This window comes from Massilia cellulosiltytica (assembly GCF_047325105.1).
Classification (GTDB): domain Bacteria; phylum Pseudomonadota; class Gammaproteobacteria; order Burkholderiales; family Burkholderiaceae_D; genus Telluria; species Telluria orientalis.
Map to the genome: position 1 here is coordinate 966914 of NZ_CP168562.1, position 19150 is coordinate 986063.

The window sequence follows — 19150 nt, forward strand, 5'->3', positions numbered from 1 at the left end:
ATATAATGGAAGTAAAGAGGGTAATATCGGGCAGTAATCGTCTTTTCCGTAGCACTGGTCTGGTATTTGTGTCGTCCATTGTAGCCAGCGCCCTGACTTTTTTAACTCACGTCTTTTTGGCGCGCAATTTAACTGTCGAGAGTTATGGCGTAATAAATGTTTTATTGGAAAGTCTCTCGACAGTTATCATGTTGGGCGACATGGGGACGACCGTTGCTTTAATTAATCTCTACGTAAAATACAGGAAAGCTGGCAACGAGGAACGTATTGCATTTCTTGTGAAGGCCATCGCATTAATAAAGCTTGTCATCGGGTTGATCTCGTCCGTATTGATAGCTGGATATCTGGTATATACGAAAAAAATCGTCGTTGAAAACTGGTTATTGGTGGTGGGATTTGGTTGTGCATGCCTGGAAGTGCTTTATCAGAATTTTCTCGCACTGTATCAGTGCCGCGAAGCACATGTCCAACTTGCGTTCTACAGGGTGGTATTGCCGGCTGTACGCTTGAGCGCAATTGCAGTCTTGACGGTCTCAGGCGTGCTCGGTCTGTACAGTGCCATTTTTTTGTACAGTGTGGCTGTGATCGTAACCTTGGTCGGCATGGTTTTCAGCACCACAAACTGGAAAAGCGTATGGACTTCGTTTCAGAACGCATTTTATTACGAGCAGGTAATTTCTGACGTTAAATCAGTAACGCGATGGACTTCGGTATCCTCGCTTGTCGTCGTGTTACTGATGAAGATGGACATTTTTTTTCTTCTCTCGTTATCGACAAAAACGCAGCTTGGCATCTTTTCGACCGCGCAAAAATACGCGGCTGTCGGAACAATAATTTCGTCGGCTCTTTCGGTAGTATTGATGCCGCGCGCCGCGCATATCGAAAATTCTCAGGCATTACGGCAATATGTGCGGTCATCGCTTCAGGTTTCTCTGTTATTTGCGGCTCCTGTGCTTGTGTTGGCGCTCGCAGCAAATTACCTCCTTGTAAATTTCTTTGGGCAACAGTATCAGCAGTCGGTAATTATCGCGCAGTGGTTGACTTTCTCCTTTGCAATCGGGCTGATTGTGAATCCTTTAAGTTATGTATTTTATAATTTGGGTTACGCAAAGTACCTGACGTATATGAATGTCGCCCAATTCATATTGGCCGTATGCGTCAACTTCGCCCTGGTGCCAAGTCAAGGCGCTTTAGGTCCGGGTATATCGAACCTTTTAACCAGGATTGCAGGAGCTGCTTTTATTTTATGGGTCTATTTTGTGAAAATAACACCAAGGATGAAATGATAAATTTCTTTCGGTTGCCTGGCATAATTTTGCAAAAGATAAAATTCAAAAAATGTAAATTTTTGTCAAAAGGACATAATGTCGAATGGCACAACGGCACTATCAGTGACCCACAAAATATTTCAATTGGAAGCCATATTTATTTCGGGCCGGGTGCAAGCATTCATGGTCGCGGAGGCATTTCGATTGCGGACGGCGTCATTTTTGGTCCGCGTGTGACAATCCACTCATCCAATCATAATTATGAATCCGAACAGAGCGCTCCCTATGATGGCGGAGTTTCCCTACGTCCGGTCGTCATAGAAGAAGGTGTTTGGGTGGGCGATAGCGCCATGATTTGTCCAGGCGTACGTGTTGGTCGAGGCGCGGTAATCGCAATGGGAAGTGTAGTGACTCGGGATGTCCCAGGTCATTCAGTGGTAGGCGGCAATCCGGCTAAGGTCATTAAACGCAGAAATAATCCAGAGCGAACCGAGGAATTGATAGTCAAGGGCGAGTTTTATCTCAAACTGAAGAAGCAGTCGAAGATAAAATACTTTGACATGCCCCGCGCATCGGACGGCAGCGCGCGCGGCCGTAGTTGACCAGGCTCGGTCATTTCTGTGTATTAATTAAGAAATTTTCGTATGAAAAAACAGCGTGTTTTGATTTCCGGATGGTACGGTTTTGGAAATGTCGGCGATGAGGCGATTCTACAGGCATTGATCGATGAGTTTCAAAAGGATTACGATAACCCGATCATTACGGCGCTATCGTACCGCCCAGCCTATACTCGTCGAGTGCAAGGTGTGGACGCCGCCCATCAAGTGCCGTTCACGACCATATCATGGCTATCCTGGATCATCAAATGCAGGTGGCTGAAAACAATTTGGTTCTTCCTCCAATGCGATATTTTCGTTATGGGCGGGGGAGGATTCTTATCTGACTGGGATCCGGCCGTACCAAAAGGATGGCTAAAACAGTTTCGATTAGCCCGCCTTCTGGGGAAGAGAACCCTGCTTTATGGCATTGGTGCCGGACCTTTTAAAACTCCAGCAGCACGGAATACTGTCGCGTATTATCTCAACAATTACGTCGAGAAAATCACGGTACGCGACCATGCTTCGTACGACTGTTTGGTAAGTGATTGTCGAGTCAATGCCAATCTCGTTGACATCAAGGTCGATCCTGTTGCGCAAATGAACGTTGCGCCTTATTTCGAAAAAGGTATCGCGCAGACACAGATAGGAATAATTTACACAAAATATTTTGATCGACCAATTTTTGGTGAAGCGCAAAGCCAATGGCCGCTCTTGTTCGATTGCTTTGTTGAACAAATACGGGCCGTTCAAGAGAAGAAGATTCCCGTCAAGTTGATCTTTTTTCAACCTGAAATAGAACAAGATTTGGCCGACGCGCTTAAAACCGCTTGTAACGTCGAGGCGGTATATCCGAGCGACTATAAGGAAGCTCTCCGTGAAATGTCTTCGTGTAAAGGCATCATCAGTTTTCGCCTCCACGGCAACATATTGGCCTATGCGATGGGGGTGCCGTTTCTCCCGATCGTTTACCATCATAAAGGTCTGGGTTTCCTGGAGATGGTTGGTTTTTCAGAAAAGTATTCTCGTATCGTCGTGGGGGATGGTATCAACTTGCCCAAACAGCCATTGGACAAAGCGGAATGGCGTCGCGTCACCGATGATTTCTTGTTTAATTTAGAACGCCATGATTAAGGTCGGATTTTTCAGTGACCAGGTCATTTATGGCGGTGGGGAGTCAAATTTAGTCAGGCTCGCCAAATCTCTCTCTTCCCTTTGTGCCGTTACCATTGTCGCGCCACCGGGAGCGTTATTGGACGCGGCAGCAGCAAACGGCATCGATACATTAACGATGCAGGGTGTTCGCAGCAGATGGCTGAAGGGGCTTCCAATTGCTTGGGGGGGAGATAAGAGAATACTGGACAATTTCGACATCGTTCATGCTTATTCATTACACGTCTTGCCATTTCTCCTTGGACATCCGAGGCTGTTCTGGACCGTGCACGGGCCTTGGGAGAAACCGTGGGGACTGCGTGCGAAAGTTATCGCGCGTTATGTAAAAAAAGCGATCGCCGTGTCTAGAGACGTAGCTCGATCATGCAGTTTTCCTTCCGAAAAACTGGCTGTCGTTCCACTTGGAGCCGTTCGAAATGCAGACTGTCTGACGTTTCCTGACGAAACGAAAACACTACATGATGTTGAAACGTTAAACATTGGCGTCCTCGGACGGATACAGCGTGTAAAGGGACAGGATATCGCGATCGACGCCGTGCTTGGCTTGGCAAAACAAAATCCAACGCGAAGCTTCCGATTACATTTTGGCGGCTCGGTAGATCTGTCTAGTCAGCAAGACAAGGAATATCAGCGCGAGTTGGAAAAACGTGCTTCCATATGCGTTGCCGTTCCCAATATATCCATAGTCTGGCATGGATTCATCAAGGAACCTACCGCATTTATCGATTCGATGGATCTGATCCTCGTTCCGTCACGTTACGAGTCTTTTAGTATGGTGCTGGTCGAGGCTTTGTCTCGGGGGAAACTGGCTATTGCACCAGAAATTGGCGGGCCCGCGGAAATTATATCGACTCTTTCCGTAGGACAGAAGTTCGAAGCGGGATCCGCAAATTCCTTGATGCAGTCACTTCAATATTCAATTAGCGACCTTCGGTATAACCCGTCCCGTATAGTTGAGCGCGCTCGTGATTTCACTATCGAATCGCAGAGCGCGGCAATCTGGAAAATATACGGACAAGTAAGTGCTGGAGACGTTTAGTTCAAGGGGAGGTGCGCCAGCACGTCCAGTTTGGCTTCATTATATGAAAAAAGTACTTTTTATCTGTTCTAGCTTCCCATGGCCACCGACCGATGGAGAACGATTGCGTACATTTAATTTTGTCCGTGAGCTTGCGAAGAATACTGAACTGACAATAGCGCACCCTGGCCCTACAGAGCTCCCCGACCAGCTGGCAACACTTTTTCCGTCATCGACAAGATGGTTGCCATACGTAAAACGCCAAAACGACCTGGGCACCAAGCTCAGCGCGCTGTTGTCACTTACGCCAGTGTTTTATAAAATGGCCGGTTCCGCAGGTCTCATCGACTGGATGACAAGTCAGAAAAAGGGAACTTTTGACGTAGTTCATCTGGACGGCCTTCCTGCCTTCAATTATTACAACGCCGCATTGGCTATCACTCCCAACGTTGTAATGGACCTTCGCGATTCGTGGTCATTACTTTATTGTAGGTTGTACGAAACCAACGGGCGTAAGCTGGTGCAATTGATTAAGGGCCGTTTGGTTGGTACGATCGAGGCTCAGATCGTTCGCCGCTGCGAAAAACTGGTCCTGATCTCTAATATTGATGCACAGTACATAGAGAACCGCTACCCCGGCAGTAGCGACCGCATTCGCGTCATCCCTAACGGTGTATCTGAAGAATTCCTTAACATTCTGCCTAGGGCTTCGTCGGGAGACAGTCCAGCCGTGGCATTCACCGGAGCAATGGATTATGCGCCCAACGAGCAGGCAGCGTTTTTCTTTGCTCAGCGTGTGATGCCCCTGCTTCGACAGAAACACCCAGCCGTCAGGTTTTTTATTGTCGGTAAAAAGCCAAGCAATGAACTGCGTAAATTGGCAAATGACTCAGTAGTCGTGACTGGTGAGGTCCCTTCGGTTGCGAATTATCTGAATGATATTGATATTGTCGTCGCGCCCCTCCTAAGCGGCGCCGGTATGAAAAATAAAGTACTTGAGGCCTTGGCCGCATCGCGACCCGTCGTCGCGAGCGCGATTGCTGTGGAAGGTATTGATTTAACTGCCGGGAAAGACTACCTGTTGGCTGATACCCCTGAACAGTGGGCAGCGGCGATCGATCAGCTATTGTCGAATCCGAAGCAGGCGTCCGAGCTCGCCGATAATGGTAAAAACCAAATACGTTCTGGCTATTCTTGGCTGGGCGCAGGGCAAGCGGTAATTGACCTTTATGAAGAAAAGCCGTAGTGGAAACTTTTGCCCATCCTTTGATACAAAAGCACGACCTTAAGCCGCCGCCTTTATTCGCAAAATTGTATTTCTCGTTGTTGATGTTTTGCGTGGGCCTGAATGGATTTCGCGTTGGCGAAGTCGGTTTTGGCACTTTTGCGGTGATTTTTCTTTGCATCGTGGTCGCCGCTGGTGTTTTCGGATCTCTGCTGTTTTTTAGGATTCCTCTTTCGCCGAAGGAATTATTGGCGACCACTTTGATGTTGATATGCGCAATTTGGGCCCTCATCGGTGGGGACTCGTTATTGTTTTCATCCATCATCATCGTGGTTTCGTCATACATCGCTGTGTCGAAATGGGCCCATCGTCCCGGGTTTTTATTTCGTTATGTATTCTGGTTTCCATTTCTGGTAGGCTCCGGATTTTACGTCCTGTATGTGGTTTTTCCTTCTCTGGTATATCAAGCGGAAGCTGGGGGGAAATATATTCAAGTTGGCGGTGTGACTCTGTTGCGTTTCGAGGGGGCGGTATTGAACGCCAACGCTTATGGGATTGGTACCTCGGTTCTCATGTTCTGCTTGACATATCTCGGTGTCCGGCGAAAAGAGATGATGCTCGGTTATCTTTCGCTCGTACTGTCGGCTTCGTATTCGGGCATGATCGGTCTTTTATATCTGATCGGTGCAAAGCTTAGCAAGGGATTCGGGAGGCTGTTATGTGTTATCGCGGCAATCACAATTCTTCCAACTTACGGATATGTAAAAGGTTGGGGGATTCTTGAAAGCGTTCGAATCATTAAGTACACGTTTTACTTCTTGAATCTCAGGTACCAACCATTGTCGTTAATATTGTGGGGTGGAATCGACCGAGCAGGACACGATTGGGTTGTGCTTTCTGATAATGCATTTTTGACGTTGCTGTATGATCACGGTCTCGTTTTTCTCGTTGTGTATCTCCTGGGTTTCTTCGTTCTCTTACGCCGCACCCTATTTTTGATCCCATTGTTCCTCTTCTTGAATTTTGTGGTCGACCTTCAGTATTTCTGGTTTGCAAATTTAATGTTTATACTCACAGCAAAAATGATGTCCCGCAATATTTGGCAGCCTGATCTTGTCGGGGAAGGTCGGTCGTGAAGATTGTAATCGTTGCGCAGGAGTTTTCCAGCAATGGAGGTGCTGAAAAAGCCGCTGCAGAGCAGTACAATTTGCTGAGCCGGGAAGGCCATGACGTGTCGCTGATCGGCGACTTTTCCGCTGTGCCCGGAGCGAAAGGGCTGAGGCTCAAACGGCAGCGTGTCACGAGTTACGCTGAACTGGGAAAGCAGGGAATATTGAAAAAACTGATGACTGCGGTTCGCGGTTTGTTCGATTTTCCTTTGTTTATACGCACGCTTTTGTTTCTCGCAAAAACAAGGCCTGAAGTCGTACATTTTCATAAAGTGAAGCAGTTGTCTCCGCTGCTCTACCTGGCTGTTAAGTTGCTTCGTTTGCCGACTGTTGCCACGATTCACGATCATTATTTGACGTGTCTCAATTCGACGAGAATCCAAGGCGATGGAAGTTTTTGCAAGCTGAATCGATGCTCGTTTAAAACCGCGTTGAACAAGAAGTGCGTGGGTAATTCAACATCGATGACTGCGTACAGCGTTGTTGAGTTCGTGATTCGCAGGCAAGTCGTAAAAGATACCTCCACGGTACGAACCTACATTTTTCCGAGCAAATTCTTGATGGATTGGACGCAGAAGGCCCGTTATCAAATTAATGCCCGTATTGTTCCAAATTTCGCCGACGCGCCCAAACGCGCACGTGCGCCGGCGGAGTCTAATTACGTGTTGTATTTTGGGCGACTGTCCGAAGAAAAAGGTGTTCTCCTTTTACCAAAGATCGCTGCTGCATTGCCGCATGTCCGCTTTCGTGTCGTTGGAAACGGCCCGTTGCGCCAGACACTCGAAGAATTGACCGCCTCTCATGCAAGTAATTTGGAGATTGTGGGGTCGCGCTTCGGTGAAGAGCTTGCCGATGAGATAGCGTATGCGAATGCCGTTGTTTTTCCGTCAGTATGCTTTGAGAACGCGCCGCTGTCGATCCTGGAATCTTTCATGCATGGGAAGCCGGTAATTGCTTCAGACATAGGCGGCATTCCGGAGCTCGTCGGTCATGGGAAACAAGGTCTTTTATGTCCGCCTGGCGACGCTGAGGCCATGGCGATGGGAATTGCGAGAATTCTCGAGGATGACGATCTCCGCGCGGAGCTTGGAATGAACGCGAGAGCGAGCTATGACGCTCTTTACAATGCTGCAGCGTACTCTCGAAATCTTGCGGATGTCTATCATGCAACCATCGGTTAAGTTAAGTGAAGTGCGAGGGAAAATGTTGAACGTAGTCGAAGAGGAAACTCTTTTTGGGGTCAAGTTTAATGCCTTGACCATGGACGGGTTGATGGAAAGCATTGATTCCGATCTGTCGAAAAATCGGTCCATCACGCTGGCCTTTAGCAATCCAGAATTTATCATTGAGGCGCAGCGAAACGGATTTTTGAGAGATTATCTGAACCGCGTGAACTATAACTTGGCGGATGGTATTGGTGTAGTCGCCGCGTCGAGGCTCCTGGGCAAAGGATTGCCTGAGCGGGTGACCGGTACGGACTTCGTTTATCGCATGGCGGAATTCTGTGCTCACCATTCTCACTCTTTGTTCTTGTTCGGTGGACGTCCTGGCGTTGCGGCGGCCGCAAAAGGAGAATTGGAGAAGGCGTACCCCGGCATTAAAATTGTCGGCACGGTTGATGGATACATAAATGACCTCGACAAGGTGGTGGAAGAGGTAAACCGAGTCAAGCCGACTTTCCTTATGGTCTGTCTCGGAAATCCAATTCAGGAGCAATGGATCAGCGCGCATCGTGACCTTCTGGAAGCAAAAGTTGTTTTCGGGAATGGCGGTGCTCTTGATTTTTGTTCCGGACGTGTCAAACGTGCCCCCCGGTGGATGCAACGCCTTGCTCTCGAATGGCTCTACCGACTCAGGACGGATTTTTCAGTAAAGCGTATCCGGCGGCAGGCCAGATTGTCCTCCTATGTTTGGTGGGTTTTTCAGCAGTTCGTAAAAAGACAACTGTCGGGGCAGCGGAGCGGCAGTTGATTGTTGTTTCGGCAGTCAACAAGATGCTGGGCAAGTGGTATTCGAGACCTCTTCTATCCGAATCAACAGCACCCCGCTGTCATCGAGATGACGTCGCAGCACGCATTAATATTCGATCAAGCGACACGGAGTCCGTTTTACGAGCAAACTTATTTTTGAGTTTGTTGCGTTAATGCGGGGATTTTCTAATCAATTTATCAACGATTTACCGGTCCTGATACTGTGACGCCGGGTAATCTTGCGGCACAGGAGCTCGGTAAGTGAACTTATAGTGGGTTGCCATGACGGATATTTTCAGCAAAGCGAGGCGCTCGATATTCTTGGGATTTGGCGTCACGGCCGCATTACTTAGCCGAGAGACCGCTGCAAGGGCACTGCAAACGGATGCATCCGAGTCAAAAGGAAGAGAAGCCTCTGACGGTGCCGGCCAAAACGTACTTGGTGGCAAGGGTGGAGTGCATGTGGGAGAGCCACGCTTCGCTGGTGGTGTCATCGTGGGAGATCCGGCGAAGGCCCGGCAGAACGCCGCTGCAATCAATGCCGCTTCGCGCTTTCTGAGCGAAGCCGGGGGCGGTATGCTGGAGTTTCCCGGAGGCGGGATCATTTACGTCGACGGCACGCTCATCATATACAGTAAGGTTGAGTGGCAAGGTGCATCGTCGGCCGGTACTACGCTCAGACAGGTAAATCCCGCGCTGCCTCTCGTCCAGTCCAAAGATTATGCGTCGCTCGCCGGGACAGGGAGCCCCGGGGGCGTCAGCCGTTGCGCAATTCGCCGCATGACGCTCGAGGGCGTTCTTAATGCAAATGGTGTCCCATCCGGCAGCACCAGCCAGAACGGAATCCAGTTGTACGGCTATGGATTTACCCTGGCCGACGATCTGCATGTGCGTGCCTTCGGGGGGTGCGGAATTATCACTGAGTGGAAAACTCCAGGTACCGCACCGGACAGCGGATATCGAGACGGGTTCGTGGAGGCCCGGTACGATTGCCTGAAGGTTTACAACTGTGGGCTGTCTGCGATGAAAATCGATGGACCGCATGATGCTCAGTGGAGCCGGGTGATCTGCTTCAACAACAATCTTAGGGATAAAAGTGCGCTCAAGCCGAATGTATGGCTTACCACTAAAGCGAATCCGCAATATATTGATCAGCTTCATGCATGGGGAAGCACGTCAGGCGTCGTATTAATGGCTGAAGGCGCCGTCAAACTCACGAATTCTGCCTTAGAGGGGGGCGCAATTTCACAAATGCGTATCGCTGCGGGAGAGTGTGAAATCCTTGGTGGCGAATTGTTCGCGCCGGGAGGAGCGAACGCCAAGGGAATTGAATTTGTGGGAGGTACCAAGACTTGTATCGGCTACAAAATCGATACCGTTATCCGGGGCTGTAACGGCGGCAGCATCGATTTTGGTAACGGTATCGACGCTGCTGTCATCGATGTGCGTGTCTATCAAACTGTTGGAAAGGTCATGTTGGGCAACATTCCGGCGGCCGGCGTCGGCAACTCGATGCGGTTGACAGTGGCTGGCGGCAAGGATAACCGAAAATCGATTGTGCGCGATTATGGTATTACCTGCACTAATTTCTCGACGGCTGATGCGCACGGGGATGGGCTGGAGTATTCGGATCACGGTGGAGAGGGAATTATTGCACTTCCTCAAAGGAAATCGGAACCGCTGGCGGCTTACAAGCCGAAGAGTGGAATAGTCGGATGCGCAAGAGAGAACGCTTTCAAGTTCTGGCAGCAAAGCGGAAACGTCGGGGCATTAATGGGTGAGTCCATCGATGCCGTCGATCCGGTTGATGGGTTAAGTTTTGCAAATTATCAACTTACTACTTTGGCAGCGGCACGACATGATGTCGTAATCAAGAACTTTAAGGACGGATTGAATGGTTCGCCAATATTTCTGTTGTTTCCTGAAGGTGGCGCTGAAATATCGCTCTTGACGTCCGGTAATATTCGAAGCAAGTCGGGACGACCCATCTCGAGAACTGGTCTTGGACCAAACCGTATGCTCTCATTTATCAAGGCGAATGATGGTAATTACTACGAATTCTGACGAAAGCTGGCCTGCTGTCGATCGCCACGGCAGTCAGTTGCAAGGCGAGTTTCAATCAGGATGCACGTAAGTAAGACTTGTGAGTAACTTCGCAAGGTCCTCAAGAATCCTTCCATCTGATAGCTTCACATTGGCTGACCCAAGTATATGACGGGCAATGATGTGGCAAAGTAATTGCTGTCAAATTTGGGACTTGGTACAATGTTAAGTTTGCCGGCTTCGGCACGCATTTCTACAGAGAGTTCTGCCGGCAATGTCAATAGGATTTGATGTGTTATCCGTATTACGAATTTCTTTAAAACGCTCGTGGTGTGGCTGGATTTTGTTCGGCACAGCAAATGCCATGGGCGCGACACCGACGGTTCAGGGACAGTCTGGCTACATTAATATGCCGGCGGCATGGGTTGAGCCGGACGGCACATTCAATACTGGCTACAGTTACGATCAGCCTTATGCCACGTTTTGGGCAACGGCAACGGTGCTGCCGTTTCTGCAGGTGACCGGCCGATATGTCGCAATCAATGGTATTTCCGGTTTCAATGACCGGGCGGGAACATATGGTAGTGGTTACGGCCGCTACAAAGACAAGGTCGTGGACGTCAAACTACAGCTTTTTGAAGAATCTGGCTGGATGCCCGGCGTTTCCATCGGCACTACCGATGCGCTGGGAACAGAACTATTTAAGGGTAATTACGTTGTGGCTACCAAGACGTTCGGGGCCGCACGTAACATGGAGGCCAGCCTTGGTGTCGGCCACGGCAGGCCGGATGGCGTGTTCGCCGGCGTGCGCTGGGTGCCGCTGGCAGCGCCGCGCTGGGCTGTCGTCGCGGAATATGACGCCAACGATTACAGCAAGGACTTCCGTGCCCGCGAAACCGCCGCTGGCCAGCGGCGGAAAGGCCCCGCCGTCGGCCTCGAATACCGCTGGGGCTGGCTCGGCGCCCAGGTCGCCCGGCATCGCGACCATTTCAGTGCCAACGCTTATCTCAGCATCCCGTTCGGCGAACGCGAATTCGTCCCCAAACTGTACGAACCTGCCCCGTTCGACCCGAAGCAGGCGCCGCCGCGCGTCACGGGCGAGGAATGGCAGCAGCAGCCCAGCCATGGCGCCGCGCTCGTGCAGGCGCTGATCAAGCAGGATTTCAAGAACGTCCGCGTCACGTTCGAAGACGGCACGCTGAAGCTGTCGTTGACGAACAGTCGCATCTCCAATCTCGGCCGCGCGGTCGGCCGTGCGGCGCGTACCGCGCTCGCCTTCGCGCCGCAGGGCACGCGCCGGATGCAAATCGCGTACACGAAACTGGAACAGCCCATCGCGACGTATGAATTTACCGATCTGCAGAGTCTGACTGACTATTTGACCGGGCTGTCGAATCGCGAGGCCTTCCTGCAGACGGTCATCGTGCGTTATGCCCAGCCGAGCGATCAGATCGGAGAGGACCAGCACGGCATGCTGGTTGCCGTCGCGAACGAGGGCTCTCTGCAAGTGGAGGTCGGCAAGGACGGCAACACAGTCCAGCTGGCATCGGAAGACCGCGAGGCGAACCGCTTCAAGGTGTATCCCAAGGTGTCGATGTTCTTCAACGACCCGAGCGGCGCCTTGCGCTACGAACTGTGGGCTGCAGGTACCTATGACCGCCGCCTGGCCCCCGGCCTGTTCCTGAACAGCGATTTCAAGCTCACCGTGTACGAGACCGTGTCGGGCGTCACGCAGGCGTCCAACAGCCTGTTGCCCCACGTGCGCTCGGACATCGCCGACTACAAGCGCGGCGGCCGTTTCAAGCTGAACCGGTTGATGCTCAACAAGTACATGATGCCGTCCGAACGGGTGTACGCGCGCGTCTCCGGCGGTCTGTACGAAGAGATGTTCCGCGGCATCGGCGGCCAGGTGTTGTACCTGCCGAAGGACAGCCGCTGGGCCGCCGACGTGAACGTCGACGCCCTGCAGCAGCGCGGCGTGAAAGGGTGGTTCGACAAGCGCGACTACCAGACCGTCAGCGGCTTCGCGTCCCTGCATTACAAGCTGCCGTACGACGTCACCGCGACGGCCCGCGCCGGCCGCTTCCTCGCCAAGGACAACGGCGTGCGCATGGAGTTCAAGCGGCGCTTCCCGTCCGGTGTGGAAATCGGCGCCTGGTACACGAAGACGAGCGGCAAGGACATCACGAACCCGGGCTCGCCGTCGAACCCGTACAACGACAAGGGTATCTTCCTGTCGGTGCCGCTGAACATCATGCTGTTGTCCGACACGCAGACCACCGCAGGCGTGGCCCTGTCGCCATGGACCCGCGACGTCGGCCAGATGGTGGCGAGCCCGGGCGACCTGTACGATCTCGTCGAGCAGCCGCGCCGCGACTTGAACACGTTCGACGGCCTCGGCAACTTCGCCGAGCGGCGCGACGAGCAGAACCTGCCGGCCGTGAATCCGCCGGTCGACGCACTGCCGAATCCGTGGCCGCTGTTCCGCATGCGCGTGGAACAGTCCGTCAAGTCGACGCCGACCCTGCCGCAATGGGGCAACGGCGCCATCATCGGCGGCGGCGCGATCCTGGCCAGCGCACTGCTCGACAAGCCGGTCGATCGGTTCATGAAGAAGCACCAGGGCTCCAGCGTGGCGCGGGCCTGGAACAATATCGGCAAGGCGACGCCGGTCGTCCTGGCAGGCGCCGCGGCCGGGGCCGTCGCGTTTGGCGATGCGCGCATGCAGAACATTGGTATCATCTCGCTCGAATCGGTCGTCGGGGCCGCGGCCCTGTCGATCGGGGCGAAGCATATCGCCGGACGTGCCCGGCCGATCGACGGGAAGGGGCAGTGGGGCAAGGCCGCGGACAAGTCGAATGCGTCGTTCCCGTCCAATCACGCCAGCGTGGCGTTCGCGGCGGTGACGCCGTTCGCCCAGGAATACGATGCTCCGTGGCTGTACGGCCTGGCCGCCGCCGGCTCGCTGGGCCGCACGGCCGGACGCCAGCACTGGGTATCCGACGTCGTGGCCGGCAGCGTGCTCGGCATGGCCGTGGGCGGCTGGCTGTGGCAGGCGCAGCGCGACAATGTGCGTTCGAGCTTCGCCGTGACGCCGGGCACGAACTCCGTTAGCGTGGCATGGTTCGGGACTTATTGATAAAATGTAATCTTTGATCGCGCGGTGGCACCGGATATCCGGGCCGGCCAACCTGGCGCTCGACCGGCCCGTGCGGATCTGTCAACCGGGGAGTGACTATATGATTTTGACGACAGGCGGCGCCGGCTTCATCGGCAGTAATTTCGTACTGGACTGGTGCGCCTTGACCGACGAGCCGGTCATCAACCTCGACAAGCTGACGTATGCCGGCAACCTCGAGAACCTGGCGAGCCTGCGCGACAACCCCAGGCACATCTTCGTGCAGGGCGACATCGGCGACGTGGACCTCGTGCGGCGCCTGCTGCAGGAACACCAGCCGCGCGCCGTCGTGAATTTCGCGGCCGAGAGCCATGTGGACCGCAGCATCCACGGCCCGGGCGAATTCATTCAGACGAACATCGTCGGCACGTTCCACCTGCTCGAAGCCGTGCGCGAATACTGGGGCGCGCTGCCGGGCGACCGCAAGGCCGCCTTCCGCTTCCTGCACGTGTCGACCGACGAAGTGTACGGCTCGCTCGGCAAGGACGACCCCGCGTTCCGCGAGACGAACCGCTACGAACCGAACAGCCCGTATTCCGCCAGCAAGGCGGCCAGCGACCACCTCGTGCGCGCCTACCATCACACGTATGGCCTGCCGGTGCTGACCACCAATTGCTCGAACAACTATGGTCCTTACCACTTCCCGGAAAAGCTGATCCCGCTGTGCATCCACAATGCACTGGCCGGCAAGCCGCTGCCGATCTACGGCGACGGCCAGCAGATCCGCGACTGGCTATACGTGAAGGATCACTGCTCGGCTATCCGCCGCGTGCTCGAAGGGGGCCAGTTGGGCGAGGTCTACAACGTCGGCGGCTGGAATGAGAAGGCCAACCTCGACGTCGTCAAGACGCTGTGCGCGATCCTCGACGAACTGAGCCCGCGCGCGGACGGCCAGTCGTACGCGACCCAGATCACGTTCGTCACGGACCGCCCCGGCCATGACCGCCGCTACGCGATCGATGCCACCAGGCTCGAGCGCGAGCTGGGCTGGAAGCCGGCCGAGACGTTCGAGACGGGCATCCGCAAGACGGTGCAGTGGTACCTCGACAACCAGGAATGGGTGCAGCACGTGACGAGCGGCAGCTACCGTGCCTGGGTCGGCCAACAGTACGGTGCTGCATGAAGATTCTCCTGACCGGCAAGAACGGCCAGCTCGGCTTCGAACTGCAGCGCGCGCTGGCGCCGCTCGGCGAAGTCGTCGCCGTCGGCACGCAGGATTGCAACCTGGCCGACGCCGACGCGCTGCGCGCGCTCGTGCGCCGCGTCGCACCGGACGTGATCGTCAATCCGGCGGCGTACACGGCCGTCGACAAGGCCGAGTCCGACGAAGCGACGGCCCGTGCCGTCAACGCCGTCGCCCCGGCCATCCTGGGCGAGGAAGGCGCGAAGCTGGGTGCGCTCGTGCTGCATTATTCGACGGACTACGTGTTCGATGGCACGAAGCAGGGCGCCTACACGGAAAACGACGTGCCGGCGCCGCAGAGCGTCTACGGCCGCACGAAGCTGGAAGGCGAGCAGGGCCTGGCGGCCGCCAATCCGCGCCACCTGATCCTGCGCACGAGCTGGGTCGTGGGCGCGCACGGCGGCAATTTTGCCAAGACGATGCTGCGCCTGGCGGGCGAGCGCGAGACCCTCACCGTCGTCGCCGACCAGTTCGGCGCCCCGACGCCGGCCGCGCTGCTGGCCGACCTCAGCGCCCACCTCGTGCGCGAGCATGCGCGCGCGCGTGGCACCGGCTTCCCCTACGGCACGTATCACGTCGCGGCGGGTGGCGAGACGAGCTGGCACGGCTATGCGCAATTCGTGATCGGCGAGGCGCTGGCGGCCGGTAAACATTTCAAGGCAAGTGTGGATGCCGTCGCGCCGCTGGCGACCGAGCAGTATCCGACGCCGGCCAGACGTCCCCTCAATTCGCGGCTCGATACGACCCGCTTCCGCACGACGTTCGACCTGCGCCTGCCGCCGTGGCAGGAAGGCGTGCGCCACGTGCTCCGGCAAATCCTGTGAGAGGCAGCCATGTCCCAAATCCAGCGTAAAGGCATCATCCTGGCCGGCGGTTCCGGCACGCGGCTGTATCCGGTGACCCAGGCCGTCAGCAAGCAGCTGATGCCGGTCTACGACAAGCCGATGATCTACTACCCGCTCAGCACGCTGATGCTGACCGGCATCCGCGACGTGCTCGTCATCAGCACGCCGCAGGACACGCCCCGTTTTGCCGAACTGCTCGGCGACGGCAGCCGCTGGGGCATGAACATCCAGTATGCCGTCCAGCCGTCGCCGGACGGCCTGGCCCAGGCCTTCATCATCGGCAAGGATTTCGTGGGCAACGACCCGAGCGCGCTCGTCCTCGGCGACAACATCTTTTACGGCCACGATCTTGTAAAACAACTGCACAGCGCCAACGAGCGCACCGACAGCGCGACGGTGTTCGCCTACCACGTGCAGGATCCCGAGCGCTACGGCGTGGTCGAGTTCGATGCGGACCACCGTGCCCTGAGCATCGAGGAAAAGCCGAAGGCGCCGAAATCGTCGTATGCCGTGACCGGCCTGTACTTCTACGACAACGACGTGTGCAACGTGGCGGCCGACATCAAGCCGTCGGCGCGCGGCGAGCTGGAGATCACCGACGTCAACCGCTGCTACCTCGAGCGCGACAAGCTGAATGTCGAGATCATGGGCCGCGGCTTTGCCTGGCTCGACACCGGCACGCACGACAGCCTGCTGGAGGCGGCCAGCTTCATTGCGACCTTGCAGAAACGGCAGGGCCTGCAGGTGGCGTGCCCGGAAGAGATCGCCTATCGCCAGGGCTGGATCGACGCTGCCGCCCTGCAGCAGCTTGCGGCGCCACTGGCCAAGAATGGCTACGGCAATTATCTTTTGAACCTGTTGAAATAGTCCGCCCATGCCTTATACCGTTACCCCGACCGCCATTCCAGACGTCCTGATACTGGAGCCGAAAGTCTTCGGCGACGCGCGCGGCTTCTTTTACGAAAGCTTCAATGCGCGCGACTTTGCCCAGGCCACCGGCGTCGACGCCCAGTTCGTGCAGGACAACCATAGCAAGTCGGCCAAGGGGGTATTACGCGGACTGCATTACCAGATCCAGCATGCCCAGGGCAAGCTGGTGCGGGTGGTGCGGGGCAGCGTGTTCGATGTCGCGGTCGATCTGCGCAAGTCGTCACCGACTTTCGGCCGCTGGGTGGGCGTGGAGCTGAGCGGGGACAATCATCGCCAGCTGTGGGTGCCGCCGGGCTTCGCGCACGGCTTCGTCGTCCTGAGCGAATCCGCCGAATTCCTGTACAAGACGACGGATTACTGGTATCCGGAGCATGAGCGCAGCCTGTCGTGGAACGATCCGGCCATCGGCATCGGCTGGCCCATCGATTTCGTGCCGCAGCTGGCGGCCAAGGACCAGGCCGGGAAACTGCTCGCGCAAGCCGAAGTGTTCGACTGAGCGCGGGGCAGTACCTGCCAGAGAAAACGGCCGCTGTTGCGGCCGATTTCCTTGCAGTGCCCAAACCGGAACGCGCACGCGTTCCGGTGTGGATCAGTGGTGCGTCGTGGTCGAGTGGTTCGTGGTCGAACCGTTGTCCGACGAAGCGACGGCCACGGCGGCGACAGCGGCGCCGATCGCGGCCACGGTGCCAACCGACAAACCAGCGATCGCGGTCGTGCCCATGAAGCCCGTACCCGTTGCGGCGGTGCCCGCAGTGCCGGCAGCGGTGCCGGTGCCTGCGGCGGAGCCCGAGGCGGTGCCAGTCTGGCCGGCAGCGGCAGTGTTACCCGCGTTGGCGGTAGCGGCTTCTTGAGCCAGGACCTGGGCCGACAGCAGGCTCAGAATGGCGGTCGTGACGAGAAATTTCTTCATTTCGTATCCTTTGTTCGATTAACGGGGCACCTGCGCATGGCAATGTTGCTTGACTCATTATATAGCAAGCCAACATTGCTTTGATTCATCAAATGCCGGTTTTATGGCTAGCTCAGCCGAAAATGTCATCTTTTTTCGACATAAGCAATTTGCAATTTTGACAGATAGTGGAACACATTCCTATCACTTTTACCGAGTGTGTTGTGTGTTCACATTGGTATGCCCGTAGAAAAATGCACATCGTAAACACGATATGCAGGCTGTTTGCCGTCCTTCTTTTTCTCTAGGTCTGCGGCAACATCTGGAATAATGCCAGCCTGAACCAAGGTAACGGAGTGCAGGATGGCGGAAGACAGCGACGCGGAACGGACCGAACCAGCATCAGAGAAACGACTGAGGCAGGCGCGCGAAGACGGCGACATTCCCCGCTCGCGCGAAGTTGCCACTTTTACCGTTTTGATGACGGCCGGCGCCGGCATGTGGATGCTGGGCGGCGGGCTCGTCAACACGCTGTCGTCCGTGCTGGAGCGCGGGCTGTCGCTCGACCGCGAGCAGATCTACAACCCGAACGTGCTGGTCGAACGCGTTCTCGCCGACGTGGTCCGCGTGCTGCTGGCCTGCCTGCCGCTGGCGGGCGCCGTCATGCTCATGATGGTGGCGGCGCCCCTGCTGATCGGCGGCTGGAATTTCAGCGCCAAGGCGTTCACGCCCAATTTCGGCAAGCTCAATCCGATGCGCGGCCTGGGCAACATGGTGTCGACCAATGCGCTCGTCGAGCTGCTGAAGGCCGTCGCCAAGACGCTGCTCGTCGGCGCGGTCGCGTGGTTCGTCGTGATGAGCCAGAAGGATGCCGTGATCGGCCTCGTCGTCGAACCGTTCGGTACGGCCGCGCCGCACTTGGGCAGCATCCTCGCCAAGGCATTCCTGACCATGGTCGGCGCGCTGGGCGCCATCGCCATCCTCGACGGACCGTACCAGATGTGGCATTACGCCGACAAGCTCAAGATGACCCGCCAGGAAGTCATCCAGGAATCGAAGGAATCGGACGGCAACCCGCAGATCAAGGGCAAGATCCGCCAGATGCAGCGCGAGATGGCGCAGAAGCGCATGATGTCCAACGTCCCGACCGCCGACGTGGTCGTGACCAACCCGACCCACTTCGCCGTTGCGCTCAAGTACGCGGACGGGCAGCGGGGCGCGCCGCGCGTCGTGGCCAAGGGTACCGACGAAGTCGCGGCGAAGATCCGCGAGATCGCGAAGGAAAACAAGGTCGCGCTGCTGGAGGCGCCGGCCCTGGCGCGTGCGCTGTACAAGCACACGGAAATCGACGACGAGATCCCGGAAGCCCTGTACTCGGCCGTGGCCGAAGTGCTGGCCTACGTCTTCCAGCTGCGCGCCTACAGCAAGGGCACGCTCGACCAGTATCCGGACCGTCCGAAGAAACTGCCGGTTCCGCCGGAAATGGACCCGTTCAACCCCGCGTCGCAGAAGCCGGGTACCGATGCCGGACCCGGTACGCCGCACTGATTACGCCAGCACATCGCGTGCGTCACGCGTGGGCGGAGGGCCTCCCACCCACGAATTGCGACGTTATTCCCCGTCTCCTTCCCGCATAGTTTCCGTGGGGCATCAGCAATAATGG

Annotated in this window: 16 protein-coding genes; 15 read left to right on the plus strand and 1 reads right to left on the minus strand. The window is 55.7% G+C overall.

The annotated features are described in order from the left end of the window. Positions 1-5: 5 nt before the first annotated feature. The 14 genes from ACEN9H_RS04270 (at position 6) to rfbC (ending at position 17094) form a co-directional block, all read left to right on the plus strand. Positions 6-1286 (plus strand): lipopolysaccharide biosynthesis protein, encoded by a 1281-nt coding sequence (locus ACEN9H_RS04270; protein WP_082577153.1) that lies wholly within the window; start codon positions 6-8, stop codon positions 1284-1286. Beyond that, the gene (locus ACEN9H_RS04275; RefSeq protein WP_162254540.1) at positions 1283-1870 is read left to right on the plus strand and encodes an acyltransferase; all 588 of its coding nucleotides are present in this window, start codon (positions 1283-1285) and stop codon (positions 1868-1870) included. The genes ACEN9H_RS04270 and ACEN9H_RS04275 overlap by 4 nt, the downstream gene beginning before the upstream one ends. Positions 1871-1912: 42 nt before the next feature. Continuing rightward, positions 1913-2998, plus strand: a complete 1086-nt coding sequence (locus tag ACEN9H_RS04280) for a polysaccharide pyruvyl transferase family protein (protein WP_082577155.1) — start codon at positions 1913-1915, stop codon at positions 2996-2998. Next, positions 2991-4076 carry a glycosyltransferase family 4 protein gene (locus tag ACEN9H_RS04285; protein WP_082577156.1) on the plus strand — a complete coding sequence of 362 codons (1086 nt, stop codon included), beginning with the start codon at positions 2991-2993 and terminating at the stop codon, positions 4074-4076. The genes ACEN9H_RS04280 and ACEN9H_RS04285 overlap by 8 nt, the downstream gene beginning before the upstream one ends. Before the next feature lie 43 nt (positions 4077-4119). After that, the gene (locus ACEN9H_RS04290; RefSeq protein ID WP_082577157.1) at positions 4120-5301 is read left to right on the plus strand and encodes a glycosyltransferase; all 1182 of its coding nucleotides are present in this window, start codon (positions 4120-4122) and stop codon (positions 5299-5301) included. Beyond that, positions 5301-6416 (plus strand): hypothetical protein, encoded by a 1116-nt coding sequence (locus tag ACEN9H_RS04295; protein ID WP_156403712.1) that lies wholly within the window; start codon positions 5301-5303, stop codon positions 6414-6416. Before ACEN9H_RS04290 ends, ACEN9H_RS04295 begins: the two co-directional genes overlap by 1 nt. Beyond that, positions 6413-7630 carry a glycosyltransferase family 4 protein gene (locus ACEN9H_RS04300; RefSeq protein WP_082577158.1) on the plus strand — a complete coding sequence of 406 codons (1218 nt, stop codon included), beginning with the start codon at positions 6413-6415 and terminating at the stop codon, positions 7628-7630. The genes ACEN9H_RS04295 and ACEN9H_RS04300 overlap by 4 nt, the downstream gene beginning before the upstream one ends. After that, positions 7614-8420: a WecB/TagA/CpsF family glycosyltransferase gene (locus ACEN9H_RS04305; RefSeq protein ID WP_162254541.1), complete on the plus strand. Its 807-nt coding sequence runs from the start codon at positions 7614-7616 to the stop codon at positions 8418-8420. Before ACEN9H_RS04300 ends, ACEN9H_RS04305 begins: the two co-directional genes overlap by 17 nt. 281 nt (positions 8421-8701) lie before the next feature. Beyond that, a complete protein-coding gene (locus ACEN9H_RS04310; RefSeq protein ID WP_156403713.1) occupies positions 8702-10483 on the plus strand; it encodes a hypothetical protein in 1782 nt (593 codons plus the stop codon). Between the two features lie 343 nt (positions 10484-10826). Further along, a complete protein-coding gene (locus ACEN9H_RS04315; protein WP_413673881.1) occupies positions 10827-13601 on the plus strand; it encodes a YjbH domain-containing protein in 2775 nt (924 codons plus the stop codon). 100 nt (positions 13602-13701) lie between these two features. Next, positions 13702-14763 carry a dTDP-glucose 4,6-dehydratase gene (rfbB, locus tag ACEN9H_RS04320; RefSeq protein ID WP_413673882.1) on the plus strand — a complete coding sequence of 354 codons (1062 nt, stop codon included), beginning with the start codon at positions 13702-13704 and terminating at the stop codon, positions 14761-14763. Further along, complete coding sequence (rfbD, locus tag ACEN9H_RS04325) at positions 14760-15647, plus strand: dTDP-4-dehydrorhamnose reductase (protein WP_413673883.1); 888 nt, start codon at positions 14760-14762, stop codon at positions 15645-15647. The genes rfbB and rfbD overlap by 4 nt, the downstream gene beginning before the upstream one ends. A gap of 18 nt (positions 15648-15665) precedes the next feature. Then, complete coding sequence (gene rfbA / locus ACEN9H_RS04330; protein ID WP_413675551.1) at positions 15666-16535, plus strand: glucose-1-phosphate thymidylyltransferase RfbA; 870 nt, start codon at positions 15666-15668, stop codon at positions 16533-16535. 7 nt (positions 16536-16542) lie between these two features. Continuing rightward, complete coding sequence (gene rfbC / locus ACEN9H_RS04335; protein WP_413673884.1) at positions 16543-17094, plus strand: dTDP-4-dehydrorhamnose 3,5-epimerase; 552 nt, start codon at positions 16543-16545, stop codon at positions 17092-17094. A 93-nt stretch (positions 17095-17187) separates the two neighbouring features. On the opposite strand, the gene ACEN9H_RS04340 is transcribed toward rfbC, so the two are convergent. Next, a complete protein-coding gene (locus ACEN9H_RS04340; protein ID WP_056328475.1) occupies positions 17188-17508 on the minus strand; it encodes a hypothetical protein in 321 nt (106 codons plus the stop codon). A 342-nt stretch (positions 17509-17850) separates the two neighbouring features. Between ACEN9H_RS04340 and flhB the strand changes: the two genes are divergently transcribed. Then, a complete protein-coding gene (gene flhB / locus ACEN9H_RS04345) occupies positions 17851-19035 on the plus strand; it encodes a flagellar biosynthesis protein FlhB (RefSeq protein WP_413673885.1) in 1185 nt (394 codons plus the stop codon). The last annotated feature ends 115 nt before the right edge of the window (positions 19036-19150 follow it).